Origin of the sequence: Hydrogenophaga sp. T2 (assembly GCF_049843535.1) — a bacterium.
Classification (GTDB): domain Bacteria; phylum Pseudomonadota; class Gammaproteobacteria; order Burkholderiales; family Burkholderiaceae_C; genus Hydrogenophaga; species Hydrogenophaga crocea.
Map to the genome: position 1 here is coordinate 71,544 of NZ_JBBHZJ010000003.1, position 19,659 is coordinate 91,202.

Here is a 19,659-nt window from a genome sequence, read left to right on the forward strand (position 1 = left end):
GTCCCAGCCTCGATAATCCCGGCCTATGTCAGAGATCCAGGAACAGGTCCGGCGCCGCCGCACCTTCGCCATCATTTCCCACCCCGACGCGGGCAAGACCACCCTCACCGAGAAGCTGCTGCTGTTCTCGGGCGCCATCAACATCGCGGGCAGCGTGAAGGCGCGCAAGGCGGCGCGCCACGCCACCAGCGACTGGATGGAGATCGAAAAGCAGCGCGGCATTTCCGTCGCCTCCAGCGTGATGCAGATGGAGTACCGCGACTGCGTGATCAACCTGCTCGACACGCCGGGTCACCAGGACTTCTCCGAAGACACCTACCGCGTGCTCACCGCGGTCGACGCTGCGCTGATGGTGATCGACGCCGCCAACGGCGTGGAGCCGCAGACGCGGCGGCTGCTGCAGGTCTGCCGCGCGCGCAACACGCCCATCATCACCTTCATCAACAAGATGGACCGCGAGGTGCAAGCCCCGCTGGACCTGATGGACGAGATCGAGCGCGAGCTCGGCATGACGGTGGTGCCCTTCACCTGGCCGGTGGGCATGGGCAAGACCTTCCGCGGCGTGTACGACCGCCGCGCCGACCGCATGCGCGTGTTCACGGCCGGCGAAGACACCCGCGGCGGCGATGAAGAGGTGCTCGAAGGCCTGGACAACCCCGAGACGGCGCAGCGCTTCGGCAGCGAGTTCGCGCAGGCGAAGGACGAACTCGAACTCGTGGCCGGCGCCTCGCCCGCGTTCGAGGAGCAGGCCTTCCTGGCCGGCCACCAGACGCCCATGCTGTTCGGCTCGGCGGTCAACAACTTCGGCGTGCGCGAGGTGCTCGACGCGCTGGTGGACCTGGCCCCGCCGCCCGGCCCGCGCGCCGCCATGCAGCGCACGGTGGAGCCCGACGAACGCAAGTTCAGCGGCGTGGTGTTCAAGATCCAGGCCAACATGGACCCGGCGCACCGCGACCGCATCGCCTTCGTGCGCGTGGCCAGCGGCCACTTTGAGCGCGGCATGCGGCTCAAGGTCGTGCGCAGCGGCAAGGAGCTGCGGCCCAACACCGTGGTGAGCTTCCTCTCGCAGCGCCGCGAGCTGCTCGACGAAGCCTTTGCGGGCGACATCATCGGCATTCCCAACCACGGCGTGCTGCAGCTCGGCGACACGCTCACCGAGGGCGAGGCGCTGCAGTACACCGGCCTGCCCTTCTTCGCGCCCGAGATCATCCGCAGCGTGGAGGTGGCCGACCCGCTGCGCAGCAAGCAGTTGCGCGCCGGCCTCACGCAGCTCGGCGAAGAGGGCGCGATCCAGGTGTTCCGCCCGGTGGCGGGCAGCGTGCTGCTGCTCGGGGCCGTGGGCCAGCTGCAGTTCGAGGTGGTGGCGCACCGGCTCGAGCACGAGTACGGGGTGAAGGCGCGCATCACGGGCAGCTCGTACAACGTGGCGCGCTGGGTCACCTGCGCGCCCGAAGACGGCGGCGAGCAGGAGCTCAAGCGCTTCATCGACGCCAACGCCCACCGCGTGGCGCTGGACGCGGTGGATGCGCCCACCGTGCTGCTCGATCACATGGCCACGCTGCGTGCGGTCGAAGCCAACTGGCCCAAGATCAAGTTCCACGCCATGCGCGAGCACGCGGGCCTGGTGTTCGCCAAGTCGATGTGAGTCAGCCCGCGAGCAGCCGCTCCACCGCGCGCGGGTAGATCAGGTGCTCCTGCGTGAGCACGCGCGCGGCCAGGGCCTCGGGCGTGTCGCCGGGCAGCACCGGCACCACGGCCTGTTCCAGGTACTCGCCGTGGTCGAGCTCGGCCGTCACGCGGTGCACCGTGGCGCCCGCGAAGCGGCAACCCGTCTCGATCGCGCGCTGGTGCGTCTTCAGGCCCGGGAAGGCCGGCAGCAGGCTGGGGTGGATGTTGAGCAGCCGCCCCTCGTAGTGCCGCACGAAGCCCGGCGTGAGGATGCGCATGAAGCCCGCGAGCAGCACCAGCGCGGGCCGGTGGGCGTCGATCGCGGCCATCAGCGCGGCGTCGAAGGCCTCGCGGTCGGCGTGCTGCTGGTGGTCGACCACCGCGGTGGCCAGGCCCTGCTCGCGCGCCCAGGCCAGGCCGGCCGCGCCGGGCCGGTTGCTCACCACCGCCACCACACCGGCGCCGAAGCGCGCGGCCCAGCGCCCGTGGCGCGCGGCCTCCACCAGGGCGGCCATGTTCGAGCCACTGCCCGAAATGAGGATGACGATCGGACGGGCAAGCGGCGCAGACATGGGCCGGGAGTGTAATGAGGCGGCCGAGCGGAACACTCGGCTTGTCGCCGCCTGGACAGCCCAAAAACGAACGGTCGTGCGAAACTGATCCGGATTGCCCAACCCGCCGTCCCGCCGCAGCGCGGGCCTTGAAGGAGACACGACATGGACCTGGCTTTCACGCCGGAAGAACAGGCGTTTCGCGAGCAGATCCGCACCTGGGTGCGCGACAACCTGCCCGCCGACATCAGTCACAAGGTACACAACGCGCTGCGCCTGTCGCGCGACGACATGCAGCGCTGGGCCAAGATCCTCGGCAAGAAGGGCTGGCTCGGTTATGGCTGGCCCAAGGAATTCGGCGGGCCGGGCTGGAACGCGGTGCAGAAGCACCTGTTCGAAGAAGAATGCGCGCTGGCCGGCGCGCCGCGCATCGTGCCCTTCGGCCCGGTGATGGTGGCGCCCGTGATCATGGCCTTCGGCAACAAGGCGCAGCAGGAGCGCTTCCTGCCCGGCATCGCCAGCGGCGAGGTCTGGTGGAGCCAGGGCTACAGCGAGCCCGGCTCGGGCTCCGACCTCGCCTCGCTCAAGACCCGCGCCGAGCGCAAGGGCGACAAATACATCGTCAACGGCCAGAAGACCTGGACCACGCTGGGCCAGTACGGCGACTGGATGTTCAACCTCGTGCGCACCAGCACCGAGGGCAAGCCCCAGACCGGTATCTCCTTCCTGCTGCTCGACATGAAGTCCAAGGGCGTCACGGTGCGCCCGATCAAGCTGCTCGACGGCGAGTGCGAGGTCAACGAGGTCTTCTTCGACAACGTCGAGGTGCCGGCCGAGAACCTGATCGGCGAAGAGAACAAGGGCTGGACCTACGCCAAGCACCTGCTCAGCCACGAGCGCACCAACATCGCCGACGTCAACCGCGCCAAGCGCGAGCTCGAGCGCCTCAAGCGCATCGCCAAGACCGAAGGCGTGTGGGACGACCTGCGTTTTCGCGACCAGATCGCGCTGCTCGAGGTCGACATCGTGGCGCTCGAGATGCTGGTGCTGCGCGTGCTCTCGGCCGAGAAATCGGGCAAGAACTCGCTCGACATCGCGGGCCTGCTCAAGATCCGCGGCAGCGAGATCCAGCAGCGCTACAGCGAACTCATGATGCTGGCCGCCGGCCCCTACAGCCTGCCCTTCATCCACGAGGCCATGGAAGCCGGCTGGCAGGGCGACTTCCCGGGCGGCGTGCTGGCCAATGCGCCGCTCGCCTCGACCTACTTCAACATGCGCAAGACCACGATCTACGGCGGCTCCAACGAGGTGCAACGCAACATCGTGGCCCAGACCGTGCTCGGCTGACCAGGAGACGAACAACATGGACTTCGATTTTTCCGACGACCAGATCGCCCTGCGCGACGCCGTGCAGAAGTGGGTGGAAAAGGGCTACGGTTTCGAGCGCCGCCGTGCCATCGTGGCCGCGGGCGGCTTCGACCGCGGCGCCTACGGCGAACTCGCCGAGCTGGGCCTGGCCGGCCTCTACGTGGACGAGGCCCACGGCGGCCTGGGCATGGGCCCGGTGGAGGCCATGGTGGTGATGGAAGAACTGGGCCGCGGCATGGTGCTCGAGCCGCTGGCGCAAACGCTGATCACCAGCGGCGTGATCGGGGCCTACGGCGCCGACGATGTGAAAGCCGCCTGGCTGCCCAGGATCGCGGGCGGCGAGGCCCTGGTGGTGCTGGCCCACCAGGAGCGCGGCGCGCGCTACCGGCTCGACCGCGTGGCCGCGACCGCGAGCAGCACGGGCAGCGCCTGGACCGTGACGGGCCACAAGCACCTGGTGCCCGCGGCCGACCAGGCCCAGGCCTTCCTGGTGCCGGCCATGGCCAACGGCAAGACCGCCCTGTTCCTGGTGGAAGCCGGCGCCAGCGGCGTGCGCACCACGGGCCACCCCACGCAGGACGGCGCGCGCGCGGGCGACCTGGTGCTGGAAAAAGCCCCCGCCGTGCTCGTGAGCGCCAACGGCCAGGCCGCGCTCGAACACGCGGTGGACATCGGCATCGCCGCCACCTGCGCCGAGGCCGTGGGCCTGATGGACGCGACCCTGGCGATCACCGCCGACTACCTGAACACGCGCAAGCAGTTCGGCGTGCCGATCGCGAGCTTCCAGGCCCTGCGCCACCGCGCGGCCGACATGAAAATGCAGCTTGAACTCGCGCGCTCCATGAGCTACTACGCGAGCCTCAAGCTCAACGCGCCGGCCGACGAGCGCCGTGCCGCGATGGCGCGCGCCAAGGTGCAACTCGGCCAGTCCATGCGCTTCGTCGGCCAGCAGGCGGTGCAACTGCACGGCGGCATCGGCGTGACCGACGAGTACATCGTGAGCCACTGCTTCAAGCGGCTCACCCAAATGGAAATGACGTTCGGCGACACCCTGCACCACCTGGGCGAGGTCTCGGCCCGCATGCAGGACACCGCGGGCGTGTTTGCCTGATGCGGCGCCGCCTCGCCCTGTCGCTGCTCGCCAGCGCCGCCCTGCTTGGCGCCTGCGCGCACCCGACCGCGGGCGCCGATCGGCCGCCCGTGGTCTTCGTGCACGGCAACGGTGATTCGGCCTCGATCTGGCAGACCACCGTGTGGCGCTTCGAGTCCAACGGCTGGCCGCGCGAGCGGCTGCACGCCATCGACCTGCCCTACCCGCTGGCGCGCGACGACGACGCCAAGCCCCAGCCCGGGCGCAGCTCCACCGCCGAACACATGGCCTTCCTCAAGGCCGAGGTCGAGCGCGTGCTGCAGCGCACCGGGGCGAAGCAGGTGGTGCTGGTGGCCAATTCGCGCGGCGGCTATGCGGTGCGCAACTACGTGCAGAACGGCGGCGGGGCGGCCACGGTGAGCCACGCCATCCTGGGCGGCACGCCCAACCACGGCGTGTGGGCCATCCCGGGCTTTCGCGAAGGCAACGAGTTCTCGGGCACCGGCCCCTTCCTGCGCGCGCTCAACGCGCCCAAGAACGCCGCGGGCGACGAGGTGAGCGGGCCGGTGCAGTGGCTGACCCTCCGCTCGGACAACAACGACAAGTTCGCCCAGCCCGACGGCCTGTGGATCGGCGCCCGTGGCACGGCCACGAACGTGGGCTTCGACGGCCCCGCGCTCAAGGGCGCGACCAACGTGGTGCTGCCGCGCGTGGACCACCGCGAAACCTCGTTCTCGCCCGCCGCCTTCGAGGCCACCTACCGCTTCATCACCGGCCGCGCGCCGCAGACCACCGAGGCGGTGGCGGCGGGGCCGGTGGTGCTCGACGGCCAGCTCACCGGCCTGGGCCTCGTGCCCACCGATCCGGCCTCGGGCAACTACGCCAACAACCTGCCGCTGCCCGGCGCGCAGCTCGAGGTGTACGCGGTCGACCCCGCCACGGGCGAACGCCGCGGCGGCGCGCTGCACCGCAAGACCGTGGGCGCCGACGGCCGCTGGGGCCCGTTCACCGCGCCCGCGGGCACGCCGCTGGAGTTCGTGCTCAGTGCCGCGGGCTACGCCACCACGCACATCTACCGCAGCCCGTTTCCGCGCAGCAGTGCGCTGATCCACCTGCGCGCCGAGCGCCTGGCCGAGGCCGACAAGACCGCGGCCTCGGTGCTCACGCTCACCCGCCCGCGCGGCTACTTCGACCTCGCGCGCGACCGCATGGCGCTGGACGGCCGGCCGCTGCCGGGCGTGGGACCGGGCGGCGCGGGGGTGTCGAGCGCCAAGCTCGTGCTGCGCGAAGCCGGCGTGCGCGCCGTGGCGGCCGAATTCAATGGCGAGCGGCTGGTCGGCCGCAGTTGGCCGGCGGCCGAGAACCGCGTGGTGGTGCTGGAACTGACAAACTGAGCCGCCCGGCGCCGCAAGGCGCTAGGCGTGCAGCCGCGAGCTCTTGGGCAGGTGGGCCATCAGGAACTCCATCTGGTCCGCCAGGATGCGGCGGTTGCGCAGGATGAAGTCCTCCCACAGGCTGGGCACATACGGTGCGTACAGGAGCGGCATGTGGGCCTGCTCGGGCGTCTTGTTGCCCTTGCGGTGGTTGCACGACTTGCAGGCCGTGACCACGTTCATCCACAGGTCGCGCCCGTTCTGCGCCAGCGGCACGATGTGCTCGCGCGTGAGCTCGTCTTCGTGGAAGTGGTCGCCGCAGTAGGCGCACACGTTGCGGTCGCGCGCGAACAGCTTCTGGTTGGTGAGCGTGGGCCGCAGGTCGAAGGGGTTGATGCGCGGCACGCCGTGGGTGCCGATGATGGAGTTGATCCGAACGATCGACTGCCGGCCCGTGATGGCGTTGTGCCCGCCGTGGAAGACCGCGATCTCGGCGCCCATTTCCCAGCGCACCTCGTCGGCCGCGTAGTGCAACACGGCTTCCTCGAGGCTGATCCAGGACTGCGGCAGTCCCTGGGCGGAGAGCTTCAAGACCTTCAAAACGGGCTCCTTCACACGGTCGAGACACTGGAAGAACCCGGTACCGCACGGTCACATGGACCCGGCCCCGGGGCCTGCGTTTTCGTGTGCCAATATAACAACCTTCCACGGCTCTTTTGCGTCCATGCGGGACATGCCCCCGCGATGTGACACACCACCCCGCCCCATGCAGATCCTCCGCGGTCCCCGGACCCGCTCCCACGGCACGCCCGGCGCCCTGCGCGGCTGCGCGCTGACCATCGGCAACTTCGACGGCGTGCACCGCGGCCACCAGGCCATGCTGGCGCTGCTGCAGAACGAGGCCCGCCACCGCGGCGTGCCCAGCTGCGTGATGACCTTCGAGCCGCACCCGCGCGACTATTTCGCCGCGCTGCACCGCAAGCCCGAACTCGCGCCGGCGCGCATCGCCACCCTGCGCGACAAGCTCGAAGAGCTGCAGCGATGCGGCGTCGACCGCTGCGTGATCCTGCCCTTCAACGACCGGCTGGCGAGCCAGACCGCGCAGTCCTTTATCGAGGACACCCTGGTGCGCGACCTGGGCGTGAAGTACGTGCTGGTGGGCGACGACTTCCGCTTCGGCGCGCAGCGCGCGGGCGACTACGCCCTGCTCGATGCCGCCGGTGCGCGCCTGGGCTTCGACGTGGCGCGCATGCAGAGCTACGAGGTGCACGGCCTGCGCGTGTCCAGCTCGGCGGTGCGCGAGGCCCTCGCCGAAGGCCGCATGGACGACGCCGCCGCCCTGCTCGGCCGCCCCTACGCCATCAGCGGCCACGTGGTGCACGGGCGCAAGCTGGGCCGCCAGCTCGCCGAATCCGCCCCGGGCCGGGGCGACGGCTTTCGCACCCTCAACCTGCGCTTTGCGCACTGGAAACCCGCGGCCAGCGGCATCTTCGCCGTGCAGGTGCACGGGCTCTGGCCGGAGCCCCTGGCCGGCGTGGCCAACCTGGGCGTGCGGCCCTCGCTTGACCCCGACGACGTCAACGGCGGCCGGGTGCTGCTCGAGACCCACTGCCTGGACTGGCCCGCGGGCCTGGCCGAGCGCCTGCCCGGCGGGGAGGCCTACGGTAAAATCGTGCGCGTGGAACTGCTGCACAAACTGCACGACGAGCTGAAGTACGACAGCCTCGACGCCCTCACGCAGGGCATCGCCAAGGACGTCGCCGACGCGCGTGCGTTCTTCGAGGCCATGCACGGCCGCACCCACCGGCAGACCACCCGCGACCGAATTTGACGGGCCCAGGCCCCGCTCGCTGCCCTTCGACAAGCTCAGGGCGAACGGCTGCTGAACCTCTCGCACATCCGCTCCCCCGCTCGGGCTGAGCTTGTCGAAGCCAACACGCCAAACACCATGTCCGAGAACAAGAACGCCTACCCCGTCAACCTGCTCGACACCCCCTTCCCCATGCGCGGCGACCTGCCCAAGCGCGAGCCGGGCTGGGTCAAGCAGTGGAACGACGAGGGCCTGTACCAGCGCCTGCGCGACGCCCGCCGCGGCGCGCCCCTGTTCGTGCTGCACGACGGCCCGCCCTACGCCAACGGCCAGATCCACATGGGCCACGCGGTGAACAAGGTGCTCAAGGACATGATCGTCAAGAGCCGCCAGCTCGCCGGCTTCGACGCGCAGTACATCCCGGGCTGGGACTGCCACGGCCTGCCGATCGAGAACGCGATCGAGAAGAAGCACGGCCGCCACCTGAGCCGCGACGACATGCAGGCCAAGAGCCGCGCCTACGCCACCGAGCAGATCGACCAGCAGCGCAACGACTTCAAGCGCCTGGGCATCCTCGGCGACTGGGAGCGCCCCTACCTCACCATGGCGCCCGCCAACGAGGCCGGCGAGATCCGCGCCTTCAAGCGCGTGATCGAGCGCGGCTTCGTCTACCGCGGCCTGAAGCCCGTGTACTGGTGCTTCGACTGCGGCAGCTCGCTCGCCGAGTTCGAGATCGAATACGCGGACAAGCAGAGCGACACGCTCGACGTGGCCTTCGAGACCGACGACGCCGCCCAGCTCGCCGCCGCCTTCGGCCTGCCCGGTCTGCCCGCGGGCAAGACCGGCTTCGCCGTGATCTGGACCACCACCGCCTGGACCATTCCGGCCAACCAGGCGCTCAACGCCCACCCCGAGCTGGTCTACGCCCTGGTCGACACGCCCAAGGGCTGCCTGGTGCTGGCCGAGTCGCTGGTCGAGAAATGCCTGGAGCGCTTCGGCCTCGACGGCACGGTGATCGCCACCGCCCAAGGCGAACGCCTGGGCGGCCTGAACTTCCGACACCCGCTCTACGACGCCGACGCCGGCTACCGCCGCCTCTCGCCTGTGTTCCTGGCCGAGTACGTGAGCGACAGCGACGGCACCGGCCTCGTGCACTCCTCGCCCGCCTACGGCCTGGACGACTTCAACTCCTGCATCGCCAACGGCTTCACGGTCGACACCATCCTCAACCCGGTGCAGGGCAACGGCGTGTACGCGGCCGACTTCCCGCTGTTCGGCGGCCAGCACATCTGGAAGGCCGTGCCGGTGATCATCGCCGCGCTCAAGGCTGCGGGCCGGCTCATGAGCACCGTGGGCATCACCCACAGCTACCCGCACTGCTGGCGCCACAAGACGCCCGTGATCTACCGCGCCGCCGCGCAGTGGTTCGTGCGCATGGACGAAGGCGTTGGCGTGTTCACGAAAGACAAGGCGCCCCAGACCCTGCGCCAGCTCGCGCTCGACGCCATCGACCACACCGGCTTCTACCCCGAGAACGGCCGCGCCCGCCTGCGCGACATGATCGCCAACCGGCCCGACTGGTGCATCTCGCGCCAGCGCAGCTGGGGCGTGCCGATCCCGTTCTTCCTGCACAAGGCCACGGGCGAGCTGCACCCGCGCACCATGGAGATCCTCGACCAGGCCGCCGACATCGTCGAGAAGGGCGGCATCGAGGCCTGGAGCCGCGTGACCACCGAGGAAATCCTGGGCGCGGCCGACGCCCCGCACTACGACAAGAGCAGCGACATCCTCGAGGTCTGGTTCGACTCGGGCTCGACCTTCTCGCACGTGCTGCGCGGCAGCCACGCGCACGCCTACCCCAACGGTGCCTTCCATTCCCAAGGCCCCGAGGCCGACCTGTACCTCGAAGGCCACGACCAGCACCGCGGCTGGTTCCACAGCTCGCTGCTGCTGGGCTGCGCGCTGTTCGACCGCGCGCCCTACCGCGGCCTGCTCACGCACGGCTTCACGGTCGACAGCCAGGGCCGCAAGATGAGCAAGTCGCTCGGCAACGGCATCGACCCGCAGGAGGTGACCAAGAAGCTGGGCGCCGAGATCATCCGCCTGTGGGTGGCCGCGAGCGACTACTCGGGCGACATCGCGGGCGACGACAAGATCCTCGCGCGCGTGGTCGACGCCTACCGCCGCATCCGCAACACGCTGCGCTTCCTGCTCGCCAACCTGAGCGACTTCGACGCCGCGAAAGACGCGCTGCCGCTGGGCGAGCTGCTCGAGATCGACCGCTGGGCCCTGGCGCGCACCGCGCAGTTCCAGGCCGAGGTCACGGCCCACTACGACCGCTACGAGTTCCACCCCGTGGTCGCCAAGCTGCAGGCGTTCTGCTCCGAAGACCTGGGCGCGTTCTACCTCGACGTGCTCAAGGACCGGCTCTACACCAGCGCGCCCGCCAGCCGCGCGCGCCGCAGCGCGCAGACCGCGCTGCACCACATCGCCCACGCCATGCTGCGCTGGATGGCACCCTTCATGAGCTTCACGGCCGAAGAGGCCTGGCCCATCCTCGCGGGCGCGAAGAACCAGGGCTCGATCTTCTTCGAGACCTGGGCCGACCTGCCGCCCGCCGAAGAGGGCCTGCTCGCCAAGTGGGCGCGCATCTGCGAGATCCGCGACCTCGCGAACAAGGAGATCGAGGCCGTGCGCACGCAGGGCGCGGTCGGCTCCTCGCTGCAGGCGCTGCTCACCATCACCGCGCCCGCCGACGACGCCGCGCTGCTGCGCTCGCTCGGCGACGACCTGCGCTTCGTCACCATCACCTCGGCCGCGAGCGTGATCGACGGCGACGCGCTCGCGATCGCGGTCACGCCCGCCACGGCCGCCAAGTGCGAGCGCTGCTGGCACTACCGCGACGACGTGGGCCACGACGCCGCCCACCCCACGCTCTGCGGCCGCTGCACCAGCAACCTGTTCGGCGCGGGCGAGTCGCGCTCGGTGGCCTGATGGCCCGCGCAAGCTGGCGCGAGATCGCGCCCTGGCTGGGCCTGGCCGCGCTGGTGTTCGCGCTCGACGTGTTCACCAAGTGGCTGATCCTGCTCAACTTCCAGCTCGGCGACAGCGTCACGGTCACGTCCTTCTTCAACCTGGTGCGCGTTCACAACCCGGGCGCGGCGTTCTCGTTCCTCGCGGGCGCGGGCGGCTGGCAGCGTTGGTTCTTCACCGCCATCGGCGTCGGCGCGTCGGTCTTCATCGTGTGGATGCTGCGCGCCCACCCGGGCCAGAAGCTGTTCGCCTTCGCGCTGGCCAGCATCATGGGCGGGGCGCTGGGCAACGTGGTCGACCGCCTGGTGCACGGCCACGTGATCGACTGGCTCGACTTCCACTGGCGCTTCCTCGAAGGCCTGTTTCCGGGCGGGCACTTCCCCTCGTTCAATCTGGCCGATACATTCATCTCCCTCGGCGCCGCCTGCCTGATCCTCGACGAGGTGCTGCGCGTGCGGCGCGCCCGGCGCGCGGCCTGAGGCCGCCGCGCCCCCACAACACCAGGAGACATTCATGCCCGGCCTGCTGCCCGACGTCGACCCCGACGGCCTCTACGAGTTCTCGGTGGTCTACACCGACCGCGCGCTCAACCACATGTCGCGTCGCTTCCAGGGCGTCATGACGGGCATCTCCACCCTGCTCAAGCGCGTCTACGGCGCGCACTCGGCCGTGCTGGTGCCGGGCAGCGGCACCTTCGGCATGGAATCGGTGGCGCGCCAGTTCGCGCACGGCAAGCACGTGCTCGTGATCCGCAACGGCTGGTTCAGCTACCGCTGGACGCAGATCTTCGACATGGGCGCGATCCCCGCGAGCCACACCGTGCTCAAGGCGCGGCCTGTGCGCGCGGGCGCGCAGGCGCCCTGGGCGCCGGCGCCGATCGACGAGGTGGTGGCCACCATCGCGCGCGAGAAGCCCGCGCTGGTGTTCGCGCCGCACGTGGAAACCGCGGCCGGCATGATGCTGCCCGACGCCTACCTCAAGGCCGTGGCCGACGCGGTGCACGCCGTAGGCGGCCTGTTCGTGCTCGACTGCATCGCCTCGGGCGCGATGTGGGTGGACATGCGCGCCACCGGCGTGGACATCCTCATCAGCGCGCCGCAAAAGGGCTGGAGCAGCTCGCCCTGCTGCGCCATGGTCATGCTCAGCGAACGCGCGCGCCAGGCCATCGACGCCACCCAGAGCACCACCTTCGCGATGGACCTGAAGAAGTGGCTGCAGATCATGGAAACCTACGAGGGCGGCGGCCACGCCTACCACACCACCCTGCCCACCGACGCGCTGGCGCGCCTGCATGCCACCATGCTCGAAACCGAGGCCTATGGCTTCGAGCGCGTGCGCGAGGAGCAGATCGCGCTGGGCCAGGCGGTGCGTGCGCTGGTGGAACGCCACGGCTTTGCCAGCGTGGCGGCCGAGGGCTTCAAGGCCCCGGGCGTGGTGGTGAGCCACACCACGAACGCCGAGGTGCAATCGAGCAAGGCCTTCCTGGCGCTGGGCCTGCAGACCGCCGCGGGCGTGCCGCTGCAGTGCGACGAAGGCGCCGACTTCAAGACCTTCCGGCTGGGCCTGTTCGGCCTGGACAAGTGGCACGACGTGCCCGCCACCGTGGCCCGGCTCGAAGCCGCGCTGCAGCAGGTGGCGCCCATCGAGGCGGCCCGCAAGGCCGCCTGATCGCGCAGCGGGCCCGGCGCCGGGCCCGCGTTCAGCCCATCAGGGCTTCGCGCACCGCCGCGAGCTGGCGGCGCGACACGGCCAGGCGCTCGTCCACGCCGTCCAGGCGCACCATCCAGCCTTCGCCGTCCACCGGATCGGTGTGTTTCTCAACGGCGCGCACCGCGCGGCGCGACACCAGCGCGTTGCGGTGCACGCGCACGAACAGGTGCGAGTAGCGCGCTTCGAGGTCACTCAGCGCGCCGTCGTAGATGTGCTCCTTTTCGGCCGTGCGCACGGTGATGTACTTGAGCTCGGCCTTGAGGTAGATGATGTCGGACAGCGCCACGCGCTCGCTGCGGCCGCGCTCCTGGATGATCAGCGCCTCGGGCGGGCCGGCGTCGGGCGAGCCGCCGTCCTTGCCGGCGCGCGCCTTCACCACCTTCTGCAGCGCCTGCTGCAGCCGCTCGCGGCGCACCGGCTTGGTCAGGTAGTCGACCGCCTCGACCTCGAACGCGCTCACCGCATGCTCGGCATAGGCCGTCACGAACACGATGGAGGGCGGCGCCGCCATCTGGCGCAGGGTGTTGGCCAGGGTGATACCGTCGACCCCGGGCATGTGCACGTCGAGCAGCACGAGTTCGCAGTGGGTGCGCTGGATCATGTCCATGGCCTGCACGGCATTGCCCGCCTCGCCGACCACGTCGGTGCGGGGCTCGGTGCATTCGCTCAGCAGCGTGCGCATGCGCGAACGTGCGAGGACTTCATCGTCGACGATCAGTACCTTCAGTGCCATGTGTTGCTCCGTGATCGGCGTCTTGCCAGCCGCGCTTATACCGGGATTTCCAGCCGCACCTGGAACACGCCGTTGACCAGCGCGCTCTGGAAGCGACCCTGCACATCATGCAACAAAGACAGGCGCTGCCGCACGTTGTCCAGGGCCAGGCCGTTCCCCCGCTTGCCCGTGCCCGAAGGCACGGTGTTGGTGACCTTGATCACCACCACGCTGCCGCGGCGCTGGGTGCTGATGCGCACCGTGGCGCCGGTGGGGCTGGGCTCCACGCCGTGCTTGATCGCGTTTTCCACCAGCGGCTGCAGGATCAGGGGCGGCAGGCGCGCCTTGGACGCGGCCTCGTCGATCGACCACTCGATCTGCAGCCGGTCGCCGAAGCGCACATGCTCGATCGCGAGGTAGTGCTCGGCCAGCTCGAGCTCCTGCCACAGCGGCACGGCCTCCTTGGGGTCGGCCAGCGCGTGGCGGAACAGCTCGCTCAGGTCTTCGAGCAGGGCCTCGGCCTTGGCCGGCTCCTCACGCACCAGCGCGATCGCGCTGTTGAGGGTGTTGAACAAGAAGTGCGGCCGGATGCGCGCCTGCAGCTCGGCCAGCCGCGCCGTGGTGCCCGCGGGCATGCGGGCCTTGGCGCGCCAGACCAGCCCGGCCACCAGCACCGCCGCCACCAGCGCGCCCGCGGCCGCGCTGGCCAGCCAGCGGTTGTGGTCGATGATGCCCAGCCAGGCCACCAGCCCGCAGCCGTAGAGGCCCGCGAGCGCGCCCAACGACACGCCGATGGTCCACTGCATCGGGCTGGCCATGCGGCCCAGCGGGCGCTTGATGGCGCAGATCACCAGCAGCCAGGCCAGCACCGCGGGCAGCGCCGCGCCCGTGAGCACCGCCATGCGCGTGCCCCAGTCGATGAAGGTGTCGGCCTGGAACAGCGCGGCCACCGCCACCGAGGCCTGCACGCAGAGCACGGCGCGCAGCACCACGCCCACCTGGCAGGTGTCGAAGACCTGCACGCGGGCCCGCGCGGGGTCGGGCATGTCGGAGAGGCCACGGGCGCCCGCCGCGTGGGGCAGCTCCTGGAAGGTCGATAAAATCCGCGAATCTTTCATGGGAAGCGATGCCGTTTTCCATCCGGTCGGCCACCCAGGCCCGCGCATGGTCGCCCAGGCGCTCGAAAAACCCCCCATCCAGCCGCTGACAACACCATGTCATCCAACCAACTCGACAAGAAATCCGAAGCCTGGTCCGCCCTATTCTCGGAGCCCATGAGCGAGTTGGTCAAGCGATACACGGCCAGTGTTTTCTTCGACAAACGCCTCTGGCAAGCCGACATCCAGGGCAGCCTCGCGCACGCCGAGATGCTCGCGGCGCAAGGCATCATCGGCGCGTCCGACCTGGCCGACATCCAGCGCGGCATGGCGCAGATCACGAGCGAGATCGAGGCCGGCACCTTCCAGTGGCAGCTCGACCTCGAAGACGTGCACCTGAACATCGAAGCGCGGCTCACGCAGCTCGTGGGCGACGCGGGCAAACGGCTGCACACCGGCCGCAGCCGCAACGACCAGGTCGCCACCGACGTGCGCCTGTGGCTGCGCGGCGAGACCGACCTCATCATCGGCCTGCTCACCGACCTGCAGCGCGCGCTGGTGGAGGTGGCCGAGCGCAATGTGGAGGTGATCCTGCCCGGCTTCACCCACCTGCAGGTGGCCCAGCCCGTGAGCTTCGCGCACCACCTGCTGGCCTACGTGGAGATGTTCTCGCGCGATGCCGAGCGCTTCGCCGACGTGCGCCGCCGCACCAACCGGCTGCCCCTGGGCAGCGCGGCCCTGGCCGGCACCACCTACCCGCTCGACCGCGAACGCGTGGCGAAGACGCTGGGCATGGAAGGCGTGTGCCAGAACAGCCTCGACGGCGTGAGCGACCGCGACTTCGCGATCGAGTTCACCGCCGCGGCATCGCTGTGCATGGTGCACATCAGCCGTCTGAGCGAAGAGCTCATTCTGTGGATGAGCCAGAACTTCGGCTTCGTGAAGATCGCCGACCGCTTCACCACGGGCTCGTCGATCATGCCGCAGAAGAAGAACCCCGACGTGCCCGAGCTCGCGCGCGGCAAGACCGGCCGCGTGGTGGGTCACCTGATGGGCCTGATCACGCTCATGAAGGGCCAGCCCCTGGCCTACAACAAGGACAACCAGGAAGACAAAGAGCCGCTGTTCGACACCGTGGACACGCTCAAGGACACGCTGCGCATCTTCGCCGAGATGGTGGGCGGCCAGGTCAACCCGGCCACCGGCGCCAAGGAAGGCGGCATCACGGTGAACGCCGCCGCCATGGAGGCCGCGGCCAACAAGGGCTACGCCACCGCCACCGACCTCGCCGACTACCTGGTCAAGAAGGGCCTGCCCTTTCGCGACGCGCACGAAACCGTGGCCCACGCGGTCAAGGCCGCCACCAGCCACAACTGCGACCTGTCCGAGCTGCCGCTCACGGTGCTGCAGGGCTTCCACCCCAGCATCGAAAAAGACGTGTACGGCGTGCTGAGCCTGCGCGGCTCGCTCTCCGCGCGCAACACCCTGGGCGGCACCGCGCCGGCCCAGGTGCGCGAGCAGATCGCGCGCCACCGCAACCGCCTGGGCTGAGGCCGCCCCAGCGCCCGCCCCACCGCCTGCCCACGCACCCCGCGCATGCACGAGCCCATCGACCTCGGCACGCTGCGCGTGGTGATCGCCGCCGCCGACCACGGCTCGATCAGCGCGGCCAGCGAGCGGCTGCGGCTCGCGGTGGCCGCGGCCAGTTCGCGCATCACCGCACTCGAAGAATCGCTGGGCTTTCGCATCTTCGAGCGCTCCTCGCGCGGCGTGCAGCTCACGCCCGCGGGCCAGATGCTGGTGCAGCGCAGCCGCGCCCTGCTCACCGACGCCGACCGCCTGGCCCTGCACCTGCGCGGCTACAGCGAAGGCCTGCAGGGGCAAGTGCGCGTGCTCGCCAACACCTCGGCGCTGCTCGAGGTGCTGCCGCAGCGCCTGCAGCGCTTCATGGACTCGCACCCGCTGATCCGCGTCGACCTCGAAGAGCGCGGCAGCCCCGAGATCCCGCTCGCGCTGCTCGAAGGCCGGGCCGACTTCGGCGTGGTCGACCTGCCGGTGCCGCCCGCGGGCCTGGGCTTCACGCCCTTCTTCCGCGACACCCTGGTGCTGCTTGCGCCGCGCGGCCACCGGCTGGCGGGCCGGCGCAAGCTGCGCCTGGCCGAGGCGCTCGACGAGCCCTTCATCACGCTCAGCGACGGCACCGCGTTGTCGAACCGGCTCGTGGCCTCGGCGGCCGACGCCGGCCGCCCGCTCAACGTGCGCATGCGCATGCGCGGCTTCGACGCCGTCTGCCGCATGGTGGCCGCGGGCCTGGGCGTGGGCGTGCTGCCGCTCGAAGCGGTGGCGCCGCAGCTCGCGCACCTGCCGCTGGCCGCGGTGCCGCTGGCCGACCCCTGGGCGAAGCGCACGCACCACATCGCCACGCGCACCGACGCGCCGCTGGCGCCGGCCGCGGCCACGCTGATCCGCGCCCTCACGCGCTGAGCCCGCGCGCACGGCTTTCGCGAAACGCGAAAGCCGCGTTTGGCACACGCCATTGCCGCGCCCGCCGGGCGCTTCCTACACTGGCCGCCCACCCCCGAAACAGCCGCCGCCCGAGCGGCGCAGGAGACCCCATGAAGATCGCCCACGTGCGGGCCACGCCGCTGAACCTGCCCGTCACCGTGAACGCGGCGCGCGGCACCAAGAACACCAGCCTCTCCGTCTGCCTGGTCAGCATCGAGACCGACACCGGCCTGGTCGGCACCGGCATGACCGCCATCACCGAAGAAGAGGTCATCGGCAGCATCGTCAACGACATCGCGGCCCACCACCTGGTCGGCATGGACCCGATGCGCCACGAGCAGATCTGGGACCGGCTGTACTGGCTGCTCACGCCGCGCGGCCAGTCGGGCTACGCGAGCCACGCCATCGCGGCCATCGACCTCGCGCTCTGGGACATCAAGGGCCAGGCCCTGGGCCAGCCCTGCTGGCGGCTGCTGGGCGGCGCGCGCGCCGAGGTACCGGTCTACGCCACCTTCGGCTTCGCCTTCTTCGAGCGCGACGAACTCGCCGCGGCCGCCCAGGACTGGGTGGCGCGCGGCTTCACGCGCCTGAAGATGACCGTGGGCCACCACGCGCTGCAGCGGCGCGACGAGCCGCGCCCGCTTGACCAGGTGATCGCCGAGGACGTGCAGCGCATCCGCGCCGTGCGTGAGGCCGTGGGTCCCGACGTGCAGCTCTACATCGACGCCAACTGCAGCCTCGACTACTTCCACGCCCACGCGCTGGCGAAGAAGGTCGAGCCCTACGACATCGCCTTCTTCGAAGAGCCGGTGTCGCACAACGACATTCCCAACCTGGTGAAGCTGCGCGCCAAGACCGGCATCCCCCTGGCCGCGGGCCAGAACGAGGGCCTGGCCTCGCGCTTTCGCGACCTGCTCGTGGCGCAGGCGGTGGACGTGGTGCAGCCCAACGCCTGCATCAGCGGCGGCTTCACGCAGTGCGGCCGCATCGCGGGCATGGCCGCGGCCTTCAACACGCGATTCGCCAACGGCGGCGCCTGGCCGCACCACAACATGCACCTGCACGCGGGCCTGGCCAACGGCTCGCTGGTCGAATACCACTCGGTGGCGGTGCAGTGCTGCGAGCTGGTGTTCGACGACCTGCCCAAGCCCGAGCGCGGCGTGCTGCGCCTGCCCGAGGCACCGGGCCTGGGCTTCAAGCCCAACCCCGAGCGGCTGGCCGAGTACGCGCGCCGGCCGCTTTCGCGCGGCGCCGGCAAGGCCTGAAACGCATTCCCCCAGAACGACAGGAGACAGACATGAACCCGCACACCCCGTCCCGACCGGATGCGCAGCGCCGCACGCTGGTGACCGGCCTGCTCGCGGCCTTCGCCACCGCGGGCCTGGCCAGCCCGGCGCAGGCCCAGGCCTGGCCCACGCGCCCGATCCGCCTCGTCGTGGGCTACTCGGCCGGCGGCGGCGTGGACGCCATGGCGCGCCTGCTCGCGCCGCGCCTGTCCGAGCTGCTGGGCCAGCAGGTGGTGGTCGAGAACCGCACCGGCGCGGCCGGCCTGATCGCGGGCGACACGGTGGCGCGCGCCGCGCCCGACGGCTACACCCTGATGCTCGGCGACAGCTCGCTGCTGATCGCCCAGCACCTGCAGCCGCGCATGAGCTTCGACCCGCTCAAGGCCTTCACGCCCGTGGCCAGCGTGTTCACGCTGCCGCTGATCATCGTCACCAGCAACGACTTCCCCGCGAAGACGCCCGCCGAATTCGTGAAGCTGCTCAAGGAGCAGCCGGGTCGCTACTCGTTCGCCACCTCGGGCGTGGGCACGGTGCACCACCTGGGCTTCGAGATGCTCAAGGGCCAGACGCGCTCCTTCGTGGTCCACATCCCCTACCGCGGCGCGGCGCAGATCGTGCCCGACGTGATGAGCGGCCAGGTGCCGATCGGCGTGGTGAGCGCGGCCTCGGCCATCGCGCAGGCGCGCGCCGGCAAGCTGCGTGCGCTCGCGCTCATGAACCCGGTCAAGCTCGCGGGCGCCGAGGACGTGCCCGCGCTGTCCGACGCCCTGCCCGGCTTCTCGGCCGTGCCGCGTCTGTATGTGCTCGCGCCCACGGGCACGCCCGCGCCCATCGTCGAGCGCCTGAGCGACGCGATCAGGCAGGTGATGGCCGCGCCCGACATCGCGCAGGTGGCGGCGCAGCAGGGCGCGGTGCCGGCCTACCTGGCCGCGGGCCCGATGGCGGCCGAGCTGCCGCGCGAGTCGGCCGCCTGGGGCAAGGTGATCCGCGAGCAGAAGATCTCGAACCAGTGAGGCCGCGGCCTCAGCGGCAGGGCTGGGGCTGCGGCAGCTCCTGGCAGTGACGGAAGGCGTCGGGCTTGAGGCCGCCGCCCACCACGCGGAAGGCGTCGAAGCAGGCCTGGTTCGCGCGGTAGCGGTTCCAGGCCGCGTCGCAGGCGGTGGTGCCGGGCGGCAGCGGGGCGGAGGCCGGCTCGGCGAAGGCGCGGCGCTCGGGCGGGATGTCGATCTTCGGCGTGTAGTGCAGCTGGCCGAAGCGGTCGGTCCAGCGCCAGATGTCGGGCGCGCCCGCGGGCGGCGCATCGGTCGCGGGCGCGGGCGCACCGGCGCCCAGCAGGGCCAGCGCGAACAACAGGAGAGCCAGGGATCGGGTGTGCATGACGCCTGCACTGTACGCCGGCGCGGCGCGCCCGGCCAGACCCGGCGCCGCTTGACCTGGGTCAAGTCCTGCGGTGCTG

Annotated in this window: 17 protein-coding genes; 12 read left to right on the plus strand and 5 right to left on the minus strand. The window is 70.6% G+C overall.

Going from position 1 to position 19,659, the window contains the following annotated elements; translation table 11 throughout:
* Positions 1–25: 25 nt before the first annotated feature.
* On the plus strand, positions 26–1,645 hold the full coding sequence (locus WDZ95_RS07405; protein WP_166227368.1) for a peptide chain release factor 3: 1,620 nt from the start codon (positions 26–28) through the stop codon (positions 1,643–1,645).
* 1 nt (position 1,646) lies between these two features.
* Here WDZ95_RS07405 and purN read toward each other — a convergent pair whose 3' ends face one another.
* On the minus strand, positions 1,647–2,240 hold the full coding sequence (purN, locus tag WDZ95_RS07410; protein WP_425777381.1) for a phosphoribosylglycinamide formyltransferase: 594 nt from the start codon (positions 2,238–2,240) through the stop codon (positions 1,647–1,649).
* Between the two features lie 144 nt (positions 2,241–2,384).
* Here purN and WDZ95_RS07415 point away from each other — a divergent pair, with 144 nt between their 5' ends.
* From WDZ95_RS07415 to WDZ95_RS07425, 3 genes are read left to right on the plus strand one after another with little or no spacing between them, the layout of a single operon-like run.
* The gene (locus WDZ95_RS07415) at positions 2,385–3,566 is read left to right on the plus strand and encodes an acyl-CoA dehydrogenase family protein (protein ID WP_425777383.1); all 1,182 of its coding nucleotides are present in this window, start codon (positions 2,385–2,387) and stop codon (positions 3,564–3,566) included.
* A gap of 16 nt (positions 3,567–3,582) precedes the next feature.
* Positions 3,583–4,698, plus strand: coding sequence for an acyl-CoA dehydrogenase family protein (locus WDZ95_RS07420; RefSeq protein WP_425777385.1), 1,116 nt, complete (start codon positions 3,583–3,585; stop codon positions 4,696–4,698).
* Positions 4,698–6,071 carry an alpha/beta fold hydrolase gene (locus WDZ95_RS07425; protein ID WP_425777387.1) on the plus strand — a complete coding sequence of 458 codons (1,374 nt, stop codon included), beginning with the start codon at positions 4,698–4,700 and terminating at the stop codon, positions 6,069–6,071. The genes WDZ95_RS07420 and WDZ95_RS07425 overlap by 1 nt, the downstream gene beginning before the upstream one ends.
* Before the next feature lie 21 nt (positions 6,072–6,092).
* On the opposite strand, the gene WDZ95_RS07430 is transcribed toward WDZ95_RS07425, so the two are convergent.
* Positions 6,093–6,650 carry an HNH endonuclease gene (locus tag WDZ95_RS07430; protein WP_166227374.1) on the minus strand — a complete coding sequence of 186 codons (558 nt, stop codon included), beginning with the start codon at positions 6,648–6,650 and terminating at the stop codon, positions 6,093–6,095.
* 166 nt (positions 6,651–6,816) lie between these two features.
* Here WDZ95_RS07430 and WDZ95_RS07435 point away from each other — a divergent pair, with 166 nt between their 5' ends.
* From WDZ95_RS07435 to WDZ95_RS07450, 4 genes are all read left to right on the plus strand, one after another.
* On the plus strand, positions 6,817–7,881 hold the full coding sequence (locus WDZ95_RS07435) for a bifunctional riboflavin kinase/FAD synthetase (RefSeq protein ID WP_425777390.1): 1,065 nt from the start codon (positions 6,817–6,819) through the stop codon (positions 7,879–7,881).
* Between the two features lie 117 nt (positions 7,882–7,998).
* Positions 7,999–10,854, plus strand: a complete 2,856-nt coding sequence (gene ileS, locus WDZ95_RS07440) for an isoleucine--tRNA ligase (RefSeq protein ID WP_425777392.1) — start codon at positions 7,999–8,001, stop codon at positions 10,852–10,854.
* Entirely contained in the window at positions 10,854–11,372 is a 519-nt protein-coding gene (gene lspA / locus WDZ95_RS07445) for a signal peptidase II (RefSeq protein ID WP_425777394.1), read from the plus strand. Before ileS ends, lspA begins: the two co-directional genes overlap by 1 nt.
* Before the next feature lie 34 nt (positions 11,373–11,406).
* Complete coding sequence (locus WDZ95_RS07450) at positions 11,407–12,561, plus strand: aminotransferase class V-fold PLP-dependent enzyme (protein WP_166227378.1); 1,155 nt, start codon at positions 11,407–11,409, stop codon at positions 12,559–12,561.
* Positions 12,562–12,592: 31 nt separating this feature from the next.
* Here the strand turns inward: WDZ95_RS07450 and WDZ95_RS07455 are convergent, their stop codons facing one another.
* Together WDZ95_RS07455 and WDZ95_RS07460 are read right to left on the minus strand one after the other, a co-directional pair.
* Positions 12,593–13,336, minus strand: coding sequence for a LytR/AlgR family response regulator transcription factor (locus tag WDZ95_RS07455; RefSeq protein WP_166227379.1), 744 nt, complete (start codon positions 13,334–13,336; stop codon positions 12,593–12,595).
* A gap of 35 nt (positions 13,337–13,371) precedes the next feature.
* On the minus strand, positions 13,372–14,433 hold the full coding sequence (locus tag WDZ95_RS07460; protein WP_287468774.1) for a sensor histidine kinase: 1,062 nt from the start codon (positions 14,431–14,433) through the stop codon (positions 13,372–13,374).
* A gap of 96 nt (positions 14,434–14,529) precedes the next feature.
* On the opposite strand from WDZ95_RS07460, the gene argH reads away from it, so the two are divergent.
* From argH to WDZ95_RS07480, 4 genes are all read left to right on the plus strand, one after another.
* Complete coding sequence (gene argH, locus WDZ95_RS07465; RefSeq protein ID WP_425777397.1) at positions 14,530–15,963, plus strand: argininosuccinate lyase; 1,434 nt, start codon at positions 14,530–14,532, stop codon at positions 15,961–15,963.
* Between the two features lie 45 nt (positions 15,964–16,008).
* Complete coding sequence (locus tag WDZ95_RS07470) at positions 16,009–16,896, plus strand: LysR substrate-binding domain-containing protein (protein ID WP_425777399.1); 888 nt, start codon at positions 16,009–16,011, stop codon at positions 16,894–16,896.
* Between the two features lie 131 nt (positions 16,897–17,027).
* Complete coding sequence (locus tag WDZ95_RS07475) at positions 17,028–18,182, plus strand: mandelate racemase/muconate lactonizing enzyme family protein (RefSeq protein WP_425777401.1); 1,155 nt, start codon at positions 17,028–17,030, stop codon at positions 18,180–18,182.
* Positions 18,183–18,214: 32 nt separating this feature from the next.
* A complete protein-coding gene (locus WDZ95_RS07480; protein WP_425777403.1) occupies positions 18,215–19,216 on the plus strand; it encodes a Bug family tripartite tricarboxylate transporter substrate binding protein in 1,002 nt (333 codons plus the stop codon).
* 10 nt (positions 19,217–19,226) lie between these two features.
* Here WDZ95_RS07480 and WDZ95_RS07485 read toward each other — a convergent pair whose 3' ends face one another.
* Entirely contained in the window at positions 19,227–19,580 is a 354-nt protein-coding gene (locus WDZ95_RS07485) for a hypothetical protein (RefSeq protein WP_425777404.1), read from the minus strand.
* Positions 19,581–19,659: the final 79 nt, after the last annotated feature.